The organism is Methylobacterium sp. 4-46 (assembly GCF_000019365.1).
Lineage (GTDB): Bacteria > Pseudomonadota > Alphaproteobacteria > Rhizobiales > Beijerinckiaceae > Methylobacterium.
Map to the genome: position 1 here is coordinate 7,465,658 of NC_010511.1, position 19,905 is coordinate 7,485,562.

Annotated in this window: 18 protein-coding genes; 5 read left to right on the forward strand and 13 right to left on the reverse strand. The window is 71.5% G+C overall.

Annotated features, from left to right (window positions below; all coding sequences use genetic code 11):
- Nucleotides 1-179: 179 nt before the first annotated feature.
- Entirely contained in the window at nucleotides 180-1,244 is a 1,065-nt protein-coding gene (locus M446_RS36220) for an acyltransferase family protein (protein WP_012336405.1), read from the forward strand.
- A 249-nt stretch (nucleotides 1,245-1,493) separates the two neighbouring features.
- Here the strand turns inward: M446_RS36220 and M446_RS32870 are convergent, their stop codons facing one another.
- The 13 genes from M446_RS32870 to M446_RS32930 form a co-directional block, all read right to left on the reverse strand.
- Nucleotides 1,494-3,743: a putative bifunctional diguanylate cyclase/phosphodiesterase gene (locus M446_RS32870; RefSeq protein WP_012336406.1), complete on the reverse strand. Its 2,250-nt coding sequence runs from the start codon at nucleotides 3,741-3,743 to the stop codon at nucleotides 1,494-1,496.
- A gap of 329 nt (nucleotides 3,744-4,072) precedes the next feature.
- Nucleotides 4,073-5,080, reverse strand: a complete 1,008-nt coding sequence (gene coaA / locus M446_RS32875; RefSeq protein ID WP_012336407.1) for a type I pantothenate kinase — start codon at nucleotides 5,078-5,080, stop codon at nucleotides 4,073-4,075.
- Nucleotides 5,077-5,400 carry a phosphoribosyl-ATP diphosphatase gene (locus tag M446_RS32880; protein ID WP_012336408.1) on the reverse strand — a complete coding sequence of 108 codons (324 nt, stop codon included), beginning with the start codon at nucleotides 5,398-5,400 and terminating at the stop codon, nucleotides 5,077-5,079. The genes coaA and M446_RS32880 overlap by 4 nt, the downstream gene beginning before the upstream one ends.
- A 204-nt stretch (nucleotides 5,401-5,604) precedes the next feature.
- On the reverse strand, nucleotides 5,605-6,381 hold the full coding sequence (gene hisF / locus M446_RS32885; protein WP_012336409.1) for an imidazole glycerol phosphate synthase subunit HisF: 777 nt from the start codon (nucleotides 6,379-6,381) through the stop codon (nucleotides 5,605-5,607).
- An 81-nt stretch (nucleotides 6,382-6,462) separates the two neighbouring features.
- On the reverse strand, nucleotides 6,463-7,224 hold the full coding sequence (gene hisA, locus M446_RS32890) for a 1-(5-phosphoribosyl)-5-[(5-phosphoribosylamino)methylideneamino]imidazole-4-carboxamide isomerase (protein WP_012336410.1): 762 nt from the start codon (nucleotides 7,222-7,224) through the stop codon (nucleotides 6,463-6,465).
- A 30-nt stretch (nucleotides 7,225-7,254) separates the two neighbouring features.
- Nucleotides 7,255-7,917, reverse strand: a complete 663-nt coding sequence (gene hisH / locus M446_RS32895) for an imidazole glycerol phosphate synthase subunit HisH (RefSeq protein WP_012336411.1) — start codon at nucleotides 7,915-7,917, stop codon at nucleotides 7,255-7,257.
- A 23-nt stretch (nucleotides 7,918-7,940) separates the two neighbouring features.
- Nucleotides 7,941-8,426: a DUF2628 domain-containing protein gene (locus tag M446_RS32900; protein ID WP_012336412.1), complete on the reverse strand. Its 486-nt coding sequence runs from the start codon at nucleotides 8,424-8,426 to the stop codon at nucleotides 7,941-7,943.
- A 53-nt stretch (nucleotides 8,427-8,479) separates the two neighbouring features.
- Nucleotides 8,480-9,082, reverse strand: a complete 603-nt coding sequence (gene hisB / locus M446_RS32905) for an imidazoleglycerol-phosphate dehydratase HisB (RefSeq protein ID WP_012336413.1) — start codon at nucleotides 9,080-9,082, stop codon at nucleotides 8,480-8,482.
- Nucleotides 9,083-9,339: 257 nt separating this feature from the next.
- The gene (locus tag M446_RS32910) at nucleotides 9,340-10,215 is read right to left on the reverse strand and encodes an S-methyl-5'-thioadenosine phosphorylase (RefSeq protein WP_012336414.1); all 876 of its coding nucleotides are present in this window, start codon (nucleotides 10,213-10,215) and stop codon (nucleotides 9,340-9,342) included.
- A gap of 196 nt (nucleotides 10,216-10,411) precedes the next feature.
- Nucleotides 10,412-11,308: a cytochrome c1 gene (locus M446_RS32915; protein ID WP_012336415.1), complete on the reverse strand. Its 897-nt coding sequence runs from the start codon at nucleotides 11,306-11,308 to the stop codon at nucleotides 10,412-10,414.
- Nucleotides 11,309-11,432: 124 nt separating this feature from the next.
- Nucleotides 11,433-12,719: a cytochrome b gene (locus tag M446_RS32920; protein WP_043701913.1), complete on the reverse strand. Its 1,287-nt coding sequence runs from the start codon at nucleotides 12,717-12,719 to the stop codon at nucleotides 11,433-11,435.
- Between the two features lie 110 nt (nucleotides 12,720-12,829).
- A complete protein-coding gene (petA, locus tag M446_RS32925) occupies nucleotides 12,830-13,393 on the reverse strand; it encodes a ubiquinol-cytochrome c reductase iron-sulfur subunit (RefSeq protein ID WP_012336417.1) in 564 nt (187 codons plus the stop codon).
- Nucleotides 13,394-13,659: 266 nt separating this feature from the next.
- On the reverse strand, nucleotides 13,660-14,946 hold the full coding sequence (locus tag M446_RS32930; protein WP_012336418.1) for an MFS transporter: 1,287 nt from the start codon (nucleotides 14,944-14,946) through the stop codon (nucleotides 13,660-13,662).
- A gap of 271 nt (nucleotides 14,947-15,217) precedes the next feature.
- Here M446_RS32930 and ribH point away from each other — a divergent pair, with 271 nt between their 5' ends.
- The 4 genes from ribH to M446_RS32950 all read left to right on the forward strand — a co-directional run bounded on the left by ribH (nucleotide 15,218) and on the right by M446_RS32950 (nucleotide 19,672).
- Nucleotides 15,218-15,763, forward strand: a complete 546-nt coding sequence (gene ribH / locus M446_RS32935) for a 6,7-dimethyl-8-ribityllumazine synthase (RefSeq protein ID WP_012336419.1) — start codon at nucleotides 15,218-15,220, stop codon at nucleotides 15,761-15,763.
- The gene (gene nusB / locus M446_RS32940) at nucleotides 15,760-16,230 is read left to right on the forward strand and encodes a transcription antitermination factor NusB (protein ID WP_012336420.1); all 471 of its coding nucleotides are present in this window, start codon (nucleotides 15,760-15,762) and stop codon (nucleotides 16,228-16,230) included. Before ribH ends, nusB begins: the two co-directional genes overlap by 4 nt.
- Nucleotides 16,231-16,321: 91 nt before the next feature.
- Nucleotides 16,322-17,308 carry a thiamine-phosphate kinase gene (thiL, locus tag M446_RS32945; protein WP_012336421.1) on the forward strand — a complete coding sequence of 329 codons (987 nt, stop codon included), beginning with the start codon at nucleotides 16,322-16,324 and terminating at the stop codon, nucleotides 17,306-17,308.
- A 216-nt stretch (nucleotides 17,309-17,524) separates the two neighbouring features.
- Nucleotides 17,525-19,672, forward strand: a complete 2,148-nt coding sequence (locus tag M446_RS32950; protein WP_012336422.1) for a sodium-translocating pyrophosphatase — start codon at nucleotides 17,525-17,527, stop codon at nucleotides 19,670-19,672.
- Nucleotides 19,673-19,905 lie beyond the last annotated feature (233 nt).

Genomic DNA, 19,905 nt, shown 5'->3' on the forward strand with positions numbered 1-19,905 from the left:
GCAGTGCGGGGCAGTGGACGACGGCGTGCCCGCGTCTCGTGGAAGCCGCCGGCGCCCGTCGCGCCCTCAAGCCAAGTGCCGGCCCACTTCCCGCTTGACGGATCTGTGCAGCGGCATCAAGTCGGTCTTTGCTGACAAACTCGGCCTTTAGAAAAAAATCAACTGCGTGGGGGGTGTTCATGCCGAAAGAAATTATTGGCATTCAGTACCTTAGAGGAATGTCCGCTTTATCGGTCGTATTTTTTCATATCGAACTTCAATTAGCTCATATCTACGAGGGATATAAAGCGCTGGAGAGCTTGCAGGCCGGCGTTGACGTCTTCTTCGTGATCAGCGGATTTGTGATGTATCACTCAACAAATGGCGGCTCGGCGCTGACCGGGCGCGAGTTCTTCGTTCGTAGAATAATTAGAATTGTTCCGCTGTACTGGCTTGCAACTTTGTCGATGGTATCGATAATCGTATTTGTCCCGCATCTCGGACAATCAGTGAAATCGTCGTTTGTGAATCTTGATCATCTTCTCGCATCTCTGTTTTTCTTTCCGGTGACAAGCCCTGTCGCGCCGAATTTATTCCTTCCTCTCTTGCCAACGGGTTGGACACTCAACTACGAAATGTTTTTCTACTCCTTATTCGCGGTCGCGATTGCTTGCGGTGCTCGGCGGCAGGGCCGCGTGGTGACGATCGTTGTCGCGGCACTTGGGGCACTGGCGCTGGTGGGTATCCTGAACGATGCGCCGGGGCCGCTGGGGTTCTATACGGACCCGATCGTCCTCGAGTTCTGCTTCGGAATGATCGCCGCGTCGGTCTGGCGGCGCTGGACGATTCGGAGCCAGCCCGTCGCGTGCGCGGTGTTCGTTCTGGCGTGCGCGCTCATCATCTCCCTGCCCATCGTGGATCCGGCCTACCGCGTCCTGCGCTTTGGCCTCGTCGCCGCAGCCCTGGTATTCGCTGCCGCATGCATCTCTTGGAGGTCGTTCAATTTTCTCAAACTCATGGGCGACGTGTCCTATACAATGTATCTCTCCCACATGTTCGTTCTTGCAGCAGTCGTGCAGGTGTGGCGGAGGTTAGGTCCTCAGGTCGGATCCGGGCACATCCCGATCCTGTACACCGTCGCCGTGCTCACGGTGATTTGCGGCAGCATTGTCGTCTGGCGCCTCATCGAGAAGCCTATCGACGCGGCGCTCAAATCCGCACTGCAGCGAAACTGGGCGTCGACGCCCGACGCCGCGATGAGCTGATGTCCGCTCCAGGGGAGAGCCTGGCCGATCAGACGCTGTCCGGACGATCACGTCCGGACAGCGTCTGATCCGGGATCCGCTTGATCGAAGCGGATCCCGGATCCCAAGCCTGCGCGGCGCCTGAGCGACGCCGACATCCGCATGGCCGAAATGGGAGATGGCGAAGCCATCAACCGGATGGCGGATGACAAGCCGGCCCCTCGCCGCGCGACGGGCCACCGGCGACGAGGCGCCGGGACCCCCGGCGGCTCACGCGACCCGGTGGCTGCGCGTGTCCGGGGCGAGCCACGCCTCCGCGGCCTCGGGCGCCAGCGGCGCGGCGAAGCGCGGCCCCTGCCCGACCGGGCAGCCGAGGGCGAGCAGGCCCTCGTGCTGGGCCTCGGTCTCGATGCCGTCCGCGATGACCTCGATCGCGAGGCCGGCGCAGAAGCGCAGGATCGCGTCGAGCACGGCCCGGTCGAGGGGCGAGGCCAGGAAGCGGCCCACCAGCGCGCGGTCGAGCTTCACCGCGTCGACCGGGTCGCTGCGCAGGCGGCCGAGCACGCCCGCGATGCTCGCCGAGGCGTCGAGGACGATGCGGACGCGCCGCGCGCGCAGCTGCGCCAGGGCGGCCCGCATCGGCCCGGGATCGGGCTGGACGAACAGGGCCTCGGTCACCTCGACCTCGATCATCTCCGGGGCGAGGCCGTGGCGCTGGATGCGCGCCGCGAGATCCTCCGCGAAGCCCGGCTCGCGCAGCTGCGGCGCGCAGGCCCGCAGCGCCAAGCGCCGGCCGGCGAGGCGCGCCGCCGTCCAGTGCCCGGCCTGCCGGAGGCTGCGCTCCATGATCCAGGCGGCGATCCGGGCCGTCACGGCGGGCTCCGAGGCCGCGGCCGCGAGGGGATCCTGCCCGCTCGGTCCCGCGAGCCTGGGGACGGCCTCGAAGCCGACGAGGCCGCCATCCGCGAGGCGCAGCCGCGGCTGGAAGCGGATCTCGATCCGCTCCGCGCCGAGGGCGGCGGCGGCCTCCGCGGCGGCGGCGGCCTGCTTCTCGCCCGAGCTGCGCAGGTCGGGGGTGAAGCACCGGAAGGTGTTCTTGCCCGCGGCCTTGGCGGCGTAGAGGGCGAGGTCGGCGCGGATGAACAGGTCGGCGCTGCCGCAGCCATCCGCGAGCGCGATCCCGACCGAGGCGCCGAGCTGGAACACCTGCCCGCCCGGCGCCATCGGCGCGGCGAGCGCCCGCAGCACCCGCGCGGCGACCCGCTCGGCCGCCGCCGGCCCGCCCGAGGGGCCGATCAGGATGGCGAACTCGTCGCCGCCGATCCGCGCCACGAGGTCGGCCTCGCGGCAGAGGGCGCGCAGCCGCGCCGCGACCTCGACCAGGCAGGCATCCCCGGCCGCGTGGCCGAACGTGTCGTTGACCGGCTTGAACCCGTCGAGATCGACGAGCAGCAGGGCGCCGGGCCCCCGCTCCCGCGCCTGCGGCCCGTCCAGGGCCGAGAGCCGCGCCTGGAACACGCTGCGATTGGCGAGCCCGGTCAGCACGTCGGTCTCGGCGAGGAAGCGCGTCCGCTCCCAGAGCGTGTGCTCGGCCGTGATGTCCTGCTTGGTCCCGAAGAGGCGCAGCGGCCGGACGCCGTCGCACTCGACATTGCCGGTAAGGCGCATCCAGCGTCGGTTGCCGCGGGCGGTCACGATCTCGGCGTCGAGCACGAAGGTGCCGCGCTCGCGGATCGCCCGCGCCCGCGCGGCTTCCATGGCGGCGAAGGAGTCCGGGGCGTAGAGCCGGGCGATCTCCTCCCGGAGGATCGGGCTGCCGCGCGGCAACTCGAACAGGTCGTAGACCGTGTCGGTCCAGGACAAAGCCCCGGTGGCGAGGTCGCAGGACCAGACGCCGATCTTGGCGGAGTGACAGGCGCGGTCGAACAGGCTCTGCCGCTCCGCCATCTCGGCGCCGAGCCGGCGCAGCGCCGCCGCAGCGGCATCGCGCTCGCGCGCGGCGCGGCGGGCCTCGGCGTGCCGCGCGAGCACCCCTTCGGCGAGGGCCGCCAGGGCCCGGAGCTGGTCGCCCTCGGCCGGGCTCAGCCGGCGCGGCCGGCGCCCGAGCAGGGCCAGCACGGCCGGGCCCTCCGGCCCGGCGACCGGGCTGCCGGCATAGAAGCGCCAGCCCGCCGCCCGGCGGGCCTCCTCCGCGGGCGCCGCCGCGCGCAGGTCCGGCACGACGAGGAGGTCGCCTGCCCGCGCGACCCACCCGGCGAGCGCCTCCGCGAGCGCGCCCGCCTCGCCCGGCTCGCATTCCGCCGCGGGATCGCGTCCCGCCGCGGGGGCGATCCCCGCGGGATCGCATCCCGCCGCGACCACGGGCGGCGCCGCGGGCCGGGTCAGGATCGCGACCGGGACGCGCAGGCTGGTGCGCGCGAGCGTCGCCAGCCGTCCGAGATCGGCGACGAGGCGGTCCTCGCCCGTGTCACCACCGGCCACCCGCGGGTCGTCCTCGTCGCGGATGGGGGGCTGCTGCATGGGTCGGGCGCGGCTCCGGCGATGACGTCACCCGCTCACCTACGGGCCATTCGGTTAACGAGCGGTTACGGGCCGCTCATGCCCCAGTGGAGCGGCGGGCCGATACCGCACTTCAGCGCGAGGGACTAGGCCAGGACGCTAGGTTATGGGTCGTCCGGTGCTTGCAAGCGATGATCGAAACGGCGTGAGCGCTGCAACCGGGTGCCAGGCCGGCGAACGGATCGCGGCGCGGCCTGCCGCCTCGAGCGGACCTGCGTCGCGCGATGCTGCCCGGATCCCTGCTCCCGCGTGGTTCCTGCCGCCGAGCGGGTCCCTTCGGCGAAGGATGCTCAGAGCCGCCGCAGGGCCACGCTCTCGATGCGGTGGCTCGCGCCCTTGGCGAGGATCAGGCTCGCCCGCTGGCGGGTCGGCACGATGTTGTCGCGCAGGTTCGGCAGATTGATGCGCGACCACAGCCCGTCCGCGATGGCGATCGCCTCCTCCTCGCTCACCTCGGCGTATTTGCGGAAGTAGGAGAGCGGGTCGCGGAAGGCGGTGTGGCGCAGGCGCAGGAAGCGGTTGACGTACCAGCGGTGCAGGTCGTCCTCGTGCGCGTCCAGGTAGACCGAGAAGTCGAAATAGTCCGACACGAAGGGGATCGCGGTGCCGTCGCGCGGCAGCCGCGCCGGCTGCAGCACGTTGAGCCCCTCGACGATCAGGATGTCCGGCCGGTCCACCACCGTGCTCTCGCCCGGCACCACGTCGTAGACGAGGTGGGAGTAGAGCGGCGCCGCCACGTGGCGCTTGCCGGCCTTGATGTCGGCGAGGAAGCGCAGCAGCGTCGGCGTGTCGTAGCTCTCCGGGAACCCCTTGCGCTCCATCAGGCCGAGCCGGGCGAGTTCCGCGTTCGGGAGCAGGAACCCGTCCGTGGTGACGAGGTCGACCTTCGGGGTGTTCGGCCAGCGCGCCAGCAGCGCCTTCAGCACCCGGGCCGTGGTCGACTTGCCGACCGCCACCGAGCCGGCGACGCCGATGATGTAGGGCACCTTCACCTCGCGCTCGGCGAGGAGGAAGCGCTGCGTCGCCTTGAACAGCCCCTGCGTCGCCGCGACGTAGAGGGAGAGCAGCCGCGAGAGCGGCAGGTAGATGGCGATCACCTCCTCGAGGGAGATGGGATCGTTGAGGGATTGCAGCCGCAGCACCTCCTCGGCCGTGAGGGTCAGCGGCGTGTCGGCGCGCAGCCGCGCCCACTCGTCCCGCGAGAAGACCCGGTAGGGCGAGAGGTGGTCGGTGGCCTCGTCGAGGCGCGCGGCGAGCTGCGCCTGCGGGGCGCTCGGGGCCGCCGCCCGCTCGTTCACGGCCGCCCCCGCGACGCCTTCTCGGCGAGCCCGCCCTGGGCCGTGCGCCGCTCCAGCTCCGCCATCACGTCCTCCAGCGCGACGCCGCTCCCGACGAGCACCACCAGCAGATGATAGAGCACGTCGGCGGCTTCCGACACGAGTCCGGCGCGGTCCCCCTGCACGGCCGCGATCGCGGCCTCGACTGCCTCCTCGCCGAGCTTTTTGGCCGGTTTCGCCGGCCCGGCCGCGACGAGCTTGGCCGTGTAGGACTGGTCCGGAGAGGCCGCGGCGCGGCTGCGGACGATCCTGTCGAGGTCGGCGAGGCTGAAGGCGGTCATCGGGTCCGTCGCGTCGGGGCCCGGCCGGAACCGGCCAGGCGATTGAGCCTTGTGTCCTGGCTGATCGCTGGTCAAGCGCGGCCGCTCGAAATCCCCCTCACCGCGCTCCCGCCCCGGCCTCGTGCGCCGCGATCCTCGCCGGCCCGGCGCCGGGGACGATGCCGGACCGAGACCCTCGGCGGCATTGCCCCGCGCATCTCCGCCTTAAGGGTCGAGCCGCATCGCCAGCCCCGCCGCCGCCATGTGGGCCTTGGCCTGCGCCACCGTCGCCTCGCCGAAATGGAAGATCGAGGCCGCCAGCACCGCGCTGGCATGGCCCTCCGCCACCCCGGCCACGAGGTCGTCGAGCCCGCCGACGCCCCCCGAGGCGATCACCGGCACGCTCACCGCGTCGGCGATGGCCCGGGTCAGGCCGAGATCGTAGCCGGAGCGCATCCCGTCCCGGTCCATCGAGGTGACGAGGAGCTCCCCCGCGCCCCGCGCCGTCACGGTGCGGGCGAAGGTGATCGCGTCGAGGCCGGTGGCGCGCCGCCCGCCATGCGTGAAGATCTCCCAGCGCGGCGCCTCGCCGGGGCCGGAGACGCGCTTGGCGTCGATCGCCACCACGATGCACTGGTTGCCGAACTTCTCCGCCGCCTCCGCCACGAAGTCGGGGTTGTTCACCGCCGCGGTGTTGATCGAGACCTTGTCGGCGCCCGCGAGCAGCAGCGCGCGGATGTCCTCCACGCTGCGCACCCCGCCCCCGACCGTGAGCGGCATGAAGCAGGCCTCCGCCGTGCGCTGCACGACGTCGAGGAGGATGCCGCGCGCCTCGTGGCTCGCCGTGATGTCGAGGAAGCAGAGCTCGTCGGCGCCCGCCGCGTCGTAGGCCTTGGCGGCCTCGACCGGGTCGCCGGCGTCGCGCAGCGCGAGGAACTGGACGCCCTTGACGACGCGGCCGTCCTTGACGTCGAGGCAGGGGATGACGCGGGTCTTGAGCACGCTCTCGTCACTCGATCCAGGGGAGGCGGCGTCCCGCGATCCCGCGTGAGGAGGGGCCCGGCGGCCCCCCGTTCAAGGCTATCACGCCCCGGCCCCGCGCGCCTGCTCGGCCCGCCGGATGGCGGCGAGCGCCTCGCGCGGGTCGATGCGGCCGTCGTAGAGGGCCCGCCCGGTGATCGCGCCGGCGAGCAGGGCGCAATCGGGCTCCAGCAGCCGGTGGATGTCGGCGATCGAGGCGAGCCCGCCCGAGGCGATGACCGGGATGCTCACGGCCTGCGCGAGCGCCAGCGTCATCGGGATGTTGAGCCCCTTGAGCACCCCGTCGCGCGCGATGTCCGTGTAGATGATGGCGGCGACGCCCGCATCCTCGAAGCGGCGGCCGAGCTCGTCGGCGGTGACCGTCGAGGTCTTGGCCCAGCCCTCGACTGCGACCTTGCCGTCCTTCGCGTCGATGCCGACCGCGATCTTCCCCGGGAAGCGGCGCGCCGCCTCGCGCACGAAGGCCGGGTCGCGCACCGCCGCGGTGCCGATGATGACGCGGCTCACGCCCTTGCCGAGCCAGCCCTCGACCGTGCGCATCTCCCGGATGCCGCCGCCGAGCTGGACCGGGATCGCGACCGCCGCCAGGATGGCGTCCACCGCCGCGGCGTTCATCGGCGCGCCCGCGAAGGCCCCGTCGAGATCGACCACGTGCAGCCAGGAGAAGCCCTGGGCCGCGAAGGTCGCTGCCTGCGCGGCCGGATCGTCGCTGAACACGATCGCCTGGGCCATGTCGCCCTGCACGAGGCGGACGCAGCGCCCCTCCTTGAGATCGATGGCCGGAAACAGGATCACGTGCGTCACCGCGGGGCTGAAAGGGGGAAGGGGCGGTCCTCAGGGCCGCCAGCGCAGGAAATTGGCGATCAGCGCGAGGCCGAGCCGCTGGCTCTTCTCGGGGTGGAACTGCGTGCCCGCCACGTTCCCGCGCGAGACGATCGCCGTCACCGGCCCGCCGTAGTCGCTGGTCGCGACGACGTCGCCGGGCTCGCGGGGAGTCAGCGCGTAGCTGTGCACGAAATAGGCGTGGAGCCCGCCCTCCCCGGTCGGGATGCCGTCGAGGAGCGGCGTCGCCCGGTGGGCCCGCAGGGTGTTCCAGCCCATGTGCGGCACCTTGAGGCTCGGATCGGCCGGGCGGATCGGCGCCACGTCGCCGGGCACCCAGCCCAGGCCCTCGGTGGTCTCGTATTCGAGGCCCCGCGAGGCGAGGAGCTGCATGCCGACGCAGATCCCCAGGAAGGGCCGCCCGCGCTCCTGCGCCGCCTCCGTCATGGCCGCGACGAGGCCCGGCACCGCGTCGAGGCCGCGGCGGCAATCCGCGAAGGCGCCGACGCCCGGCAGCACCACCCGCTCGGCCCCGGCCACCACCTCCGGGTCGGAGGTCACGGTGATGCGCGCATCGTCGAGGCCCGCCTCCCGCGCCGCCCGCTCGAAGGCCTTGGCGGCGGAGTGCAGGTTGCCCGAGCCGTAATCGATGATGGCGACCGTGCCGGTGCTCACGCGGGTCTCTCCTCGCAGGGGCGTCACCGCCGCGCATCCGCCTCGGGGAAGAGGCCGAGCGCCGGGCTCCCGGTCTTGGCGAAGGGCGGCACCCGCGGGGGCACCGCCGCCGCCGGGGCGGCGTGGCGGGTGAGCCAGCGGCCGACCAGCTTCACCTCCGCCTCGGTCGAATCCGCCGCCGTCACCGCGTCCCGGGCCGGGCTGCCGCGCCGCTCGTAGGTCCAGCGGCGCAGGGAGGGCGCCTCGTAGCCGATCAGCACCGAGAGGAGCAGCGTGACCAGGAAGCCCGCCGGCGGGGACAGGTTGAGGGCGAGGCCCGCGCCCCACACCGCCACCTCGGCCACCAGCACCAGCAGCCCCGCGAGCCAGAGCCGGTGCCAGAAGAACCACAGGGCCGTGAAGGCGAAGGCCGACCAGATGAAGCGGTCGGGCACCAGCTTGGCGCGGTCGAGCGCGTCCGGCGCCCCGGGATCGACCTCGTCGGGCAGGTGCAGCGTGTAGGTGGACATCGTGCTCTCCAGGCCTGCTCTCTCGGGCTCCCGGCGCCGCAAGCGGGCGCCCGTCAGAGCGAGCCCTTCGTCGACGGGACCCGGTCCCCTTCCCGAGGGTCGACGGACACCGCCTGACGCAGGGCGCGTGCCAGCCCCTTGTAGCAGCTCTCGGCGATATGGTGCTGATTCTCGCCGTAGAGCGTCTCCACGTGGAGCGTGATCCCGGCATTCATCGCGAAGGCCTGGAACCACTCGCGCACCAGTTCGGTGTCGAAGCCGCCAATCTTCTCGCGCGCGAAGTGGGTGCGGAACACCAGGAAGGGCCGGCCCGAGATGTCCACGGCGACGCGGGTCAGCGTCTCGTCCATCGGCAGGTGCAGGTCGGCGTAGCGCCGGATGCCGCGCTTGCTGCCGAGGGCCTGCGCGAAGGCCTGGCCGAGGGCGATGCCCGCATCCTCCGTCGTGTGGTGCTGGTCGACGTGCAGGTCGCCCGTCACCGCGACGTCGAGGTCGAACAGGGCGTGCCGGGCGAACAGCTCCAGCATGTGGTCGAGGAAGCCGATGCCGGTCGCGACCGAGGCGCGGCCGCTGCCGTCGAGGTCGAGGGCGACGGTCACGTCGGTCTCGGCGGTCCGCCGGCTGACCCGGCCGGTCCGGGAGGAGGTGTCGGTCATCGCGTGATCGGAATGAGAGCCGGCTGCCTTTTAACCGGGCAGCCCGGCGGAAAGCCAGCGGAGAGTCCGGCCCCGGTCGCCGGAGCGGCGGGGGACGGAGCGGAGCCGCCTCGGGCCGGTCCGCTCACGTGACATCCGGCTGATGGCTTCGCCATCTCCGATTTCGGCCATGCGGATGTCGGCTTCGCTCAGGCGCCGCGCTCAGGCGCCGCGCGGGCTCGGGATCCGGGATCCGCTTGATCAGAGCGGATCCCATATCAGACCCCGAGCACGCGGCCCGCCACGGCGTCGAGCTTGGCGACGAGCGCCGGGTCCCGGTGCTCGGGCGGGGTGAGCAGGGCCCCGTCGAGGGCGCGGTCCGAGCGCACCGGGCAGGGCTCGTGCTCGGCGGGGAAGTCGCGGGCGAGCCGGCTCACGAGGCGCGCCGCCTTGGCGGCGTTCGCCCGCGCGACGGCGATCACCGCCGAGACCTCGACCGCGTCGTGCTCCTGATGCCAGCAGTCGAAATCCGTCACCATCGCGATGGTCGCGTAGGTGATCTCGGCCTCGCGGGCGAGCTTGGCCTCCGGCATGTTGGTCATGCCGATCACGTCGTAGCCGAGGCTCTTGTAGGTGATCGACTCGGCGTAGGTGGAGAATTGCGGCCCCTCCATGCAGACGTAGGTGCCGTTGCTGCGCACCGGGATCTCCTCCGCGCGCGCCGCCTCCAGGATGCGGGCCTGCAGGCCCGGCCCGACCGGATGGGCCATCGAGACGTGGGCGACGCAGCCGTCGCCGAAGAAGGACGAGGCCCGGCCGTGGGTGCGGTCCACGAACTGGTCGACGAGCACGAACAGGCCCGGATAGAGCTCCTGCTTGAACGAGCCGCAGGCCGAGAGCGAGACGAGGTCGGTGACGCCCGCCCGCTTCAGCACGTCGACGTTCGCCCGGTAATTGATGCCGGAGGGCGACAGCCGGTGGCCGCGCCCGTGCCGGGCGAGGAACACCACCGGGGTCGCGCCGATCCGCCCGATCCGCAGCGCGTCCGAGGGGTCGCCCCAGGGCGAGGCGATCCGCTCCTCGCGCAGATCCTCCAGTCCCGGCAGGTCGTAGACCCCGGACCCGCCGATCACCCCGAGCACCGCCTTCGCCATCGTCGTCTCCCGAAACCTGCCCAAACGAGAAGAGGCCCCTCGCGGGGCCTCTTCAAGGAGCGTGCCGCGCCTCATCCCAACGGCCCAGGATGCGGACGCATCGGGCCGCCGACCGTCTCGAAGGGTCGACGCCAGGCCGAAGGCGTGGCGGCCCTTCGAGAACGGAACCGACGGTCATGAGACACGACCGCCGGGATCAGCCCGCCTTGTGCAGCTCGGGCTGCAGGCCGTGCGTCTCGCCGCCGACATCGGCCCACACCTTCTTCTTCACGTAGTAGAAGAGGCCGGCGAGGACCAGCAGGAACAGGATGGCGCGCAGGCCGAGCTGCTTGCGGGCGATCAGGTGGGGCTCGGCCGTCCACATCAGGTAGGCGGTGACGTCGCGCGAGTACTGATCGACCGTCTCGGGCACCACCGGCTTGCCGTCCGCGCCCTTGGCGTAGGTGATCTGGCCGTCGCTGAGCGGCTTGGGCATCGCGATGATGTTGCCCGGGTAATACTTGTTGTAGTGGCCGCCGTCCGGCACCTGCACGCCGTGGGGCGGGGTCTCCTCGTAGCCGTTGAGGAGCGCGTGGATGTAGTCGGGCCCCTGCTCGGTGTAGCCGACGAAGGGCAGCCAATCGATCAGGAACCACAGCCCGCCGCGGCTGAAGGTGCGGGCCTTGGCCATCAGCGACAGGTCGGGCGGCGCCTTGCCGCCATTGGCGACCGCGGCGGCCTGCTCGTTCGGGAACGGCGCCGGCAGCTTGTCGGCGGGGCGGCCGGGCCGCTCGAACATCTCGCCCTGGTCGTTCGGGCCGTCCTTGACCTTGTACTCCGCGGCGAGCGCCTTGACCTGCGCCTCCGTGAAGTCCGGCCCGCCCTCCTCCGCGAGGTTGCGGAAGCGGACGTAGTTCATGCTGTGGCAGTTCGAGCAGACCTCGCGGTAGACCTGATAGCCGCGCTGCAGCTGCGCCTGGTCGAAGGTGCCGAACACGCCCGAGAAGGTCCACTTCTCGCGCGGGGGAAGGCTGCCGTGCTCCTCCGCGAGGGCGGCGGTGCCGGACAGGATCGCGGCGAGCGCGGCTGCCACGAGAGCGCGTGTTCTGATCATTCCCTCGATGTCCCTTGCCCTCGATGCCCCTTGCGGCGTCGTCATCGGCCAGTGTGGTTCAGGGGCGGGCCGCCTCGGGGGCGGCCCGCGGAAGCCGCCTCGGGGGCGGCCCGCGATCGGCCCGTCAGCCCTTGGTCGGCGGGGCGGCGGCGGCGCCGGCCGGCATGCCGGAGGCCCCCACCTGCTTGCCCGGGCCCGTGACGCTCTCCAGGATCGAGCCCGGGAGGGGCCTGGGCGTCTCGAACAGGCCGACCAGCGGCATCACGATCAGGAAGTGGGCGAAGTAGTAGACCGTGGCGATGCGGGCCGCGATCACGTAGCCCCCCTCCGGCGGCTTCGCGCCGAGCCAGCCCAGCAGGAAGCAGCAGAAGATGAACACCCAGAAGAACTGCCGGTAGATCGGCCGGTAGTTCGAGGAGCGGACCCGCGAGGTGTCGAGCCAGGGCGCGAAGGCCAGGATGATCACCGCGCCGAACATCAGGATCACGCCGCCGAGCTTGTCCGGCACCGCGCGCAGGATGGCGTAGAACGGCAGGAAGTACCATTCGGGCACGATATGCGCGGGGGTCACGCCCGGATTCGCCGGGATGTAGTTGTCCGCGTGGCCGAGGTAGTTCGGCTGCAGGAAGATCCAGTAGGCGAAGAACATGAAGAACACCACGACCGCGAACACGTCCTTGATCGTCGCGTAGGGCGTGAACGGGACCGCGTCCTTGCCGCTCTTGATCGGGATGCCGGTCGGGTTGTTCTGGCCCGTGACGTGCAGCGCCCAGACGTGCAGGACGACGACGCCGGCGATCATGAACGGCAGCAGGTAGTGCAGCGAGAAGAAGCGGTTGATGGTCGGGTTGCCGACCGAGTAGCCACCCCAGAGCAGGCTCTGAATGGTGTCGCCGACGATCGGGATCGCCGCCAGGATGTTGGTGATCACGGTCGCGCCCCAGAACGACATCTGGCCCCAGGGCAGCGTGTAGCCGAGGAAGGCGGTCGCCATCATCAACAGGTAGATGATCACGCCCAGGATGTAGAGCACCTCGCGCGGGGCCTTATAGGACCCGTAATAGAGGTTGCGGAACATGTGCACGTAGACCGCGATGAAGAACATCGAGGCGCCGTTGGCATGCATGTAGCGCAGCAGCCAGCCGAAATTCACGTCGCGCATGATGTGCTCGACGGAATTGAAGGCCTCGTTGGCCGAGGGCTGGTAGTGCATGGCCAGCCAGACCCCGGTGAGGATCTGGGAGGCCAGCATCACGATCAGGATCGCCCCGAACGTCCAGAAGTAGTTCAGGTTGCGGGGGACCGGGAAGGCGACGAAGGAGGAATGGACGAGGCCGACGATCGGCAGCCGCGCCTCGAACCACTTGGCTAAGCGGCTCTTGGGCACGTAAGTCGTGGCGTGTGCGCTCATGGGGACAGCCCGCTTCTTGGTTTCCGGGCATCGTCCGCGGGACCGGGGGTCCGCCGCCGACGATGCGGCACTCTCAACACATGCGCGGCCGGTCGGCCGCGTCCGCCGCGTCAGGCCGCCGCGCCCTCGCCGATCCGCACCTTGGCGTCGCCCTGGAAGGCGTAGGGCGGGATCGGCAGGTTGATCGGCGCCGGCCCGCGCCGCACCCGGCCGACCGCGTCGAACTGCGAGCCGTGGCAGGGGCAGGCCCAGCCCTCGAAATTGCCCTGGTGGCCGATCGGCACGCAGCCCAGGTGGGTGCAGTTGCCGTAGCTCACGAGCCACTGGTCGTGACCCTCCTTGACCCGGGCGTAGTAGGGCGCCGGGTCGATCAGGTCGCCCATCTTGACCGCCTTCATGTCCTCGATCTCCTTGGCGGAGAGGCGGCGCACGAAGATCAGCTTGCCGCGCCAGAACACGTTGATGATCTGGCCCTCGCTGATCGGCGAGAGGTCGACCTCGATCGGCGCGCCGGCCGCGATGGTCTCGGCGTCCGGGGCCATCGAGGAGACGAAGGGCCAGACCAGGGCGGCCGCACCGACCACGGCGCCCGCCCCGGTGGCGAGGAAGAGGAAGTCCCGGCGGGTCGACCCGTGCGGATGGGCGGCGTCAGAGGGGGCGACGGTGGTGGCCAAGTTCCGGCTCTCCCGAGAATCGTGAAGGGCGAGGATCCGCGCGGGCGCGGGGCGCCACGCATGGACCACATTCCTAGGGCTGGCTCCGAGGAGGCCCCTCGGTCCGGCGGACCGAAGCACCAGGCCCACGGCGCGTGCAATGCGACCGGGCGTCGCCCGCGCGGCCGCTCTCTGCCACGCTTCTAATCTGCGCGCCAGCGTGACGCGGCGCCGCCCGCCGGTTTTTTGCTGCGCTGCGGCGTCATCCGGCCGCGGGCGCCGCTCCTCTATTCGGCCGCGGGCACCGCGTGGCGGGCCCGCGCGTTGCGCAACCAGAGCACGAGCAGGATGCCGACGAGGCCCGCTGCCGAGATGACCAGCAGCCCGCCGGTGAAGTCGCCGGTGCGGTCCTTGATCGCGCCCACCACGTAGGGCGCGACGAAGCCCGAGAGGTTGCCGATCGAGTTCACCACCGCGATGGCGCCGGCCGCCGCCGCCCCGGAGAGCGCCTCGGTCGGCAGCGTCCACACCACCGGCAGGGCCGCGAAGATGCCGAAGGCGGCGCCCGAGAACAGCACCATCTTGAGCACCGGATCGGTCACCAGGGCGGCGCCGATCGTGCCCAGCGAGGCGCAGGCGAGCGCCGCCACGAGGTGGAAGTGGCGCTCCCGCCGGGCGTCGGAGCGCCGGCCCCACCAGATCATCCCGACCGTGCCCGCGATGTAGGGGATCAGCGTGACGAAGCCGGTCTGCAGGTTCGAGAGGCCGAAGGCCTTGACGATCTGCGGCAGGAAGAAGCCGAAGGCGTAGAGGAGCGCCACCGCCCCGAAATAGATGAATGCGATCGCGATCACGCGGGGATCGAAGATCTCGCGGGTGAGCGGCCGGTGGGCGGTGGGGCCGCGCGCGGCCTCCTCGCGCATGCGCGCCTCGAGCCAGGCGCGCTCGTCGGCCGGCAGCCACCGCGCCTCGGACGGCCGGTCCGTGAGGTACAGGAAGGTCGCGACCGAGAGCACGATCGCCGGCACCGCCTCGATGATGTAGAGCCACTGCCAGCCCTTGAAGCCGAGGAGCCCGTCGAGTTCGAGCAGCGCGCCCGAGACCGGCGCGCCGATCAGGCTCGACAGCGGGATCGCCACCATGAAGGCGCTGACGATCCGGGCCCGGTAGGCGGCCGGGAACCACAGGGTGAGGTAGAAGATGATGCCCGGAAAGAACCCGGCCTCCGCCGCGCCGAGCAGCAGGCGCATGATGTAGAAGCTGGTCTCGCCGCCCACGAAGGCCATGCCGCCCGAGATCAGGCCCCAGCTCAGCATGATGCGGGCGATCCAGCGCCGCGCCCCGAACCGCTCCAGGAACAGGTTCGAGGGCACCTCGAAGATGAAGTAGGTGAGGAAGAACAGGCCCGCCCCGAGCCCGTAGGCGGTGGCCGAGATGCCGAGGTCGCGGTTCATCGTGAGCGACGCGAAGCCGACGTTCACCCGATCCAGGTAGGCCACGAAGTAGCAGACGATCAGGAACGGGATCAGGCGTCGGCTGACGCGGCGGATCGTGCGGGTCTCGAGTTCGCTCATCGGCGGGGCGCATCCTCCCTCCGGGCTCGTCGGCCCGGCTCCCCCGCGCCTTGGACCGAAGCGGGCGCGCTGGCAAGCGCTGCGGCGCGCCGTGTCGCGCTTGTCCGCAACGGCGCTTCGGTCTAGTGCTCGCCCCTCCGGTCGGGACCGGCATCCGGTCGGGGCGCGCCGCAACGGTGGCGGCCCCGCGCGTTCGCCGCGAGTCGCCTCCGCACGTTCACCGCCGCAGGTTCACCTCTAGGTTTCTCAACCGTCCGATCGGGATCGCGAGATGGTCACGCCACGCCGAGACAGCGGGAAGGACCGCCCGTCGCTCAAGGATGCGCGCATCCTGGTCGTCGAGGCCCGCTACTACGAGGACATTGCCGACGAACTCCTGCGCGGCGCCACGGCGGCGATCGCCGCCGCGCAGGCCGAGGCGGAGGTCGTGACCGTGCCGGGCGCGCTGGAGATCCCCCAGGCGGTGGCGATCCTGGTCGAGGCCGCCGCGCGCGAGGCCAGGCCCTACGACGCCGTGGTGGCGCTCGGCTGCGTCATCCGGGGCGAGACCGGACATTACGACATCGTGGCGGGCGAGAGCGCGCGGGCGCTGATGGACCTCTCGGTCCTGCTGCGCCTGCCGCTCGGCAACGGCATCCTCACGGTCGAGACCGAGGCGCAGGCGCAGGCGCGGGCCCGCGTCTCGGAGATGAACAAGGGTGGGGGCGCCGCCGAGGCGGCCCTCGCGGTGCTCGCGCTCAAGCGCGCGAAGGCCGCCGAGCGCCCCGACCGGACCATCGGCTTCACCCCCCGCCGCACCGCGGAGACGCAGGAATGAAACCCGCCGAGCGCAGCGGCGCCCGCCTCGCCGTGGTCCAGGCCCTCTACGAGATGGAGATCTCCGGCAAGGGCGTCATCGACGCGCTGGCGGAGTTCGAGGCCTTCTGGATCGGCCAGGTGGTCGATGGCATCGAGCATCCCCCGGCCGAGACGGCCTTCTTCCGCGACGTGCTGCGCGGGGCGGTGGAGGAGCAGCGGCTCATCGACCAGCGCCTCGACGGGGCGCTCTCGGCCGGCTGGCCGCTGCGCCGGATCGAGGCGGTCCTGCGCGCGATCCTGCGGGCCGGCGCCTACGAGGTGATCTTCCGCAAGGACGTGCCGGTGCGGGTGGCGATCTCCGAATACGTGGACGTCGCCCACAGCTTCTACGGCGGCGACGAGCCGGGGCTGGTCAACGCGGTGCTCGACAAGGTGGCCCGGGCGGCGCGGGCCGAGGAGCTCGACAAGGCCGCCCGCGACGGGTGACGAGCGGGCGAGGCGCCGCCCGGTCCCGGCCCCGGTCCAGGGCCCGGCCTTCCGTCCCGCGCGGACGCGGCGCGCAGGAGAGCGAGTCCCGATGACCCCCCGCCCCTCCGAGGACGCGCTGATCGCCCGCTACTTCGCCCCGCTCGCCGGGCCTGGCGGGCTCGGGCTGCGGGACGACGCGGCGGAACTCGCGCCCTCCCCCGGCCACGACCTCGTCCTCACCACCGACGCGGTGGTGGCGGGCGTCCACTACTTCCCCGACGATCCTCCCGCCTCGATCGCCGTGAAGGCGCTCGGCGTGAACCTGTCCGACCTCGCCGCCAAGGGCGCGCGGCCGCGCGGCTTCCTGCTGACCCTCGCCCTCGCGGAATCCTGGACCGAGGCGTGGCTCGCCGCCTTCTGCGCCGGGCTCGGCGCGACGGCGCAGCGTTGGGGCTGCCCGCTTCTCGGCGGCGACACGGTCCGGGCGGCGGGCCCGACCCTGATCGGCGTCACGGCCCTCGGCGAGGTCCCCGCCGGCCGGATGGTGCGGCGCTTCGCGGCGAAGCCCGGGGACCGGCTCCTCGTCTCGGGCACGATCGGGGACGCGGCGCTCGGGCTGCGTCTGCGCGCGGAGCCCGCCTGGGCCGGCGCCCTCTCGGCGGCGGAGCGCGATCACCTCGCCGACCGCTACCTGCATCCGCGCCCGCGCCTGCCGCTCGCGCCCGCCCTCCTCGCCCATGCGGGCGCCGCCATGGACGTCTCGGACGGGCTGGTGGGCGACCTCGCCAAGATGCTGCGCGCCTCCGGGGCGGGCGCGGAGGTCGACCTCGCCGCGATTCCCCTCTCGCCCGCGGCCCGCGCCGCGCTCGCGGCCGAGCCGGGCCTGCGCGAGGCGGCCCTGACCGGCGGGGACGATTACGAGCTGCTCTGCGCGGTGCCGCCCGCCCGCCTCGGGGCGATCCGGGCCGAGGCCGAGGCGGCCGGGATCCCCCTGACGCCGATCGGCACCGTGACCGAGGGCCCCGCCCCGCCCCGGTTCCGGGACCGCGACGGCAGCGACCGGATCTTCGCCGGCGGCTCGTTCAGCCACTTCTGAGCACGACTTTCGTCGGGGTCGCCGGGCTGTCCGCACCCTTCCGGCGGTGGAGAAGCTTAAGAGCGTTTGCGCTCGCCCTGGAAGTTTGGCACTCAGGACCGGCGAGCCGGGATCAGGCCGGGCCGCTCATCTGGGGAGGGACACCCGCACGGGACGCCGCTCGCCACCAAGGCCGTCAACCGTCGCGGGGCATGGCCCGACATCAAGGACGGTAGAATGACCGCACTCCTGCTCATCATCCTGGGCGGCCTCTGCGCCGTTGCCTACGGCATTTACACCATCAACGACGTCATGCGGCGCGACGCGGGCACCCAGCGCATGCAGGAGATCGCGGGTGCCATCGCCGAGGGCGCCCAGGCCTACCTGCGGCGGCAATACGTCACCATCGCGGTGGTCGGCGTCGCGCTCTTCGCCCTGCTCTCCTACTTCCTCGGGATCAAGGTCGGGATCGGCTTCCTGATCGGTGCGGTGCTGTCGGGCGCGGCGGGCTTCATCGGCATGAACGTCTCGGTGCGGGCCAACGTGCGCACCGCCCAGGCCGCCACGCAGTCGCTCGGCGGCGGCCTCGACGTCGCCTTCAAGTCCGGCGCGGTCACCGGCATGCTGGTGGCGGGCCTCGCCCTCCTCGGCGTCGCCCTCTACTACACCTACCTCACGCGCCAGCTCGGGCTGTCGCCCGCGAGCCGCGAGGTCATCGACGCGCTGGTGGCGCTCGGCTTCGGCGCCTCCCTGATCTCGATCTTCGCCCGCCTCGGCGGCGGCATCTTCACCAAGGGCGCGGATGTGGGCGGCGACCTCGTCGGCAAAGTCGAGGCCGGCATCCCGGAGGACGATCCGCGCAACCCCGCCACCATCGCGGACAATGTCGGCGACAATGTCGGCGACTGCGCCGGCATGGCGGCCGACCTGTTCGAGACCTACGCGGTGACGCTGGTCGCCACCATGGTGCTCGCCGCGATCTTCTTCTCGGGCCAGACCGAGGTCGGCGGGCGCAACGTGCTCGAGACGATGCTGCTCTACCCGATGGCGATCGGCGCGGCCTGCATCGTCACCTCGATCATCGGCACCTTCTTCGTCACGCTCGGCGCCAACCAGTCGATCATGGGCGCCCTCTACAAGGGCCTGATCGGCGCCGGCGTGCTCTCCGTCGCCGCCATCGCGGGCATCAACTTCGTCCTGTTCGGCGGCTTCAACACCAGCTTCACCACCAACACGGGCGTCACCTTCACCTCGCTCAGCCTGTTCCTGTGCGCGGTGATCGGCCTGGTGATCACGGCGCTGATCGTGGTGATCACCGAGTACTACACCGGCACCAATTACCGCCCGGTCAAGTCGATCGCCTACTCGTCGGTGACCGGTCACGGCACCAACGTGATCCAGGGGCTCGCGATCTCCCTCGAATCGACGGCGATGCCCGCCATCGTGATCGTGGCCGGCATCATCTCCACCTACATGCTGGCCGGCCTGTTCGGCATCGCGGTGGCGGTCACCGCCATGCTGGCGCTCGCCGGCGTGGTGGTGGCGCTCGACGCCTTCGGGCCGGTCACCGACAATGCCGGCGGCATCGCCGAGATGGCCGGCCTGCCCAAGGACGTGCGCAAGTCGACCGACGCCCTCGACGCGGTCGGCAACACCACCAAGGCCGTCACCAAGGGCTACGCGATCGGCTCGGCCGGTCTCGGCGCCCTGGTGCTGTTCGCGGCCTACACGTCGGACCTCAACTACTTCGTGCAGAACGCGAGCCCGACCCAGTACCGCTACTTCCAGGGCGTGAGCGTCGATTTCTCGCTCTCCAACCCCTACGTGGTGGTGGGCCTGCTGCTCGGCGGCCTGATCCCCTACCTGTTCGGCGGCATCGCCATGACGGCGGTGGGCCGGGCGGCGGGCGCGGTGGTCGAGGAGGTGCGCCGGCAATTCCGCGAGAAGCCCGGCATCATGGCGGGCACGGACCGGCCCGATTACGGCCGGGCCGTCGACATGCTCACCCGCGCGGCGATCCGCGAGATGGTGGTGCCCTCCCTGCTCCCGGTGCTGTCGCCGGTGGTGCTGTTCTTCGTGATCAACCTCATCGCGGGCAAGGCCCAGGCCTTCGCCGCGGTGGGCGCGATGCTGCTCGGCGTGATCCTGACCGGCCTCTACGTGGCGGTCTCGATGACGTCCGGGGGCGGCGCCTGGGACAACGCCAAGAAGTACATCGAGGACGGCCATCACGGCGGCAAGGGCTCGGACGCCCACAAGGCGGCCGTGACCGGCGACACGGTCGGCGATCCCTACAAGGACACCGCCGGCCCCGCCGTGAACCCGGCAATCAAGATCACCAACATCATCGCGCTGCTGCTGCTGGCGGTGCTGGCGCACAGCTGAGCGGCAGCCGACCCGGAGCGAGGATGGGGCGCCCTCTCCCGAGGGCGCCCCATCGCACGTTCGGGGCGGTCGTCGCCCGAATCACTCTTGTCTCGGTCGCTATCGGTCGGGCCGCCACGGCGTCGGGGCCAGGGAGCCCGGTCGCCGCGGGGCGGCGCGCGGCCGGGTGCGCGCGGCAACCGGCGGCTGCGACGCGGGGGCGCGACAATCCCGTTTCCCTGCCCGCATCCCGC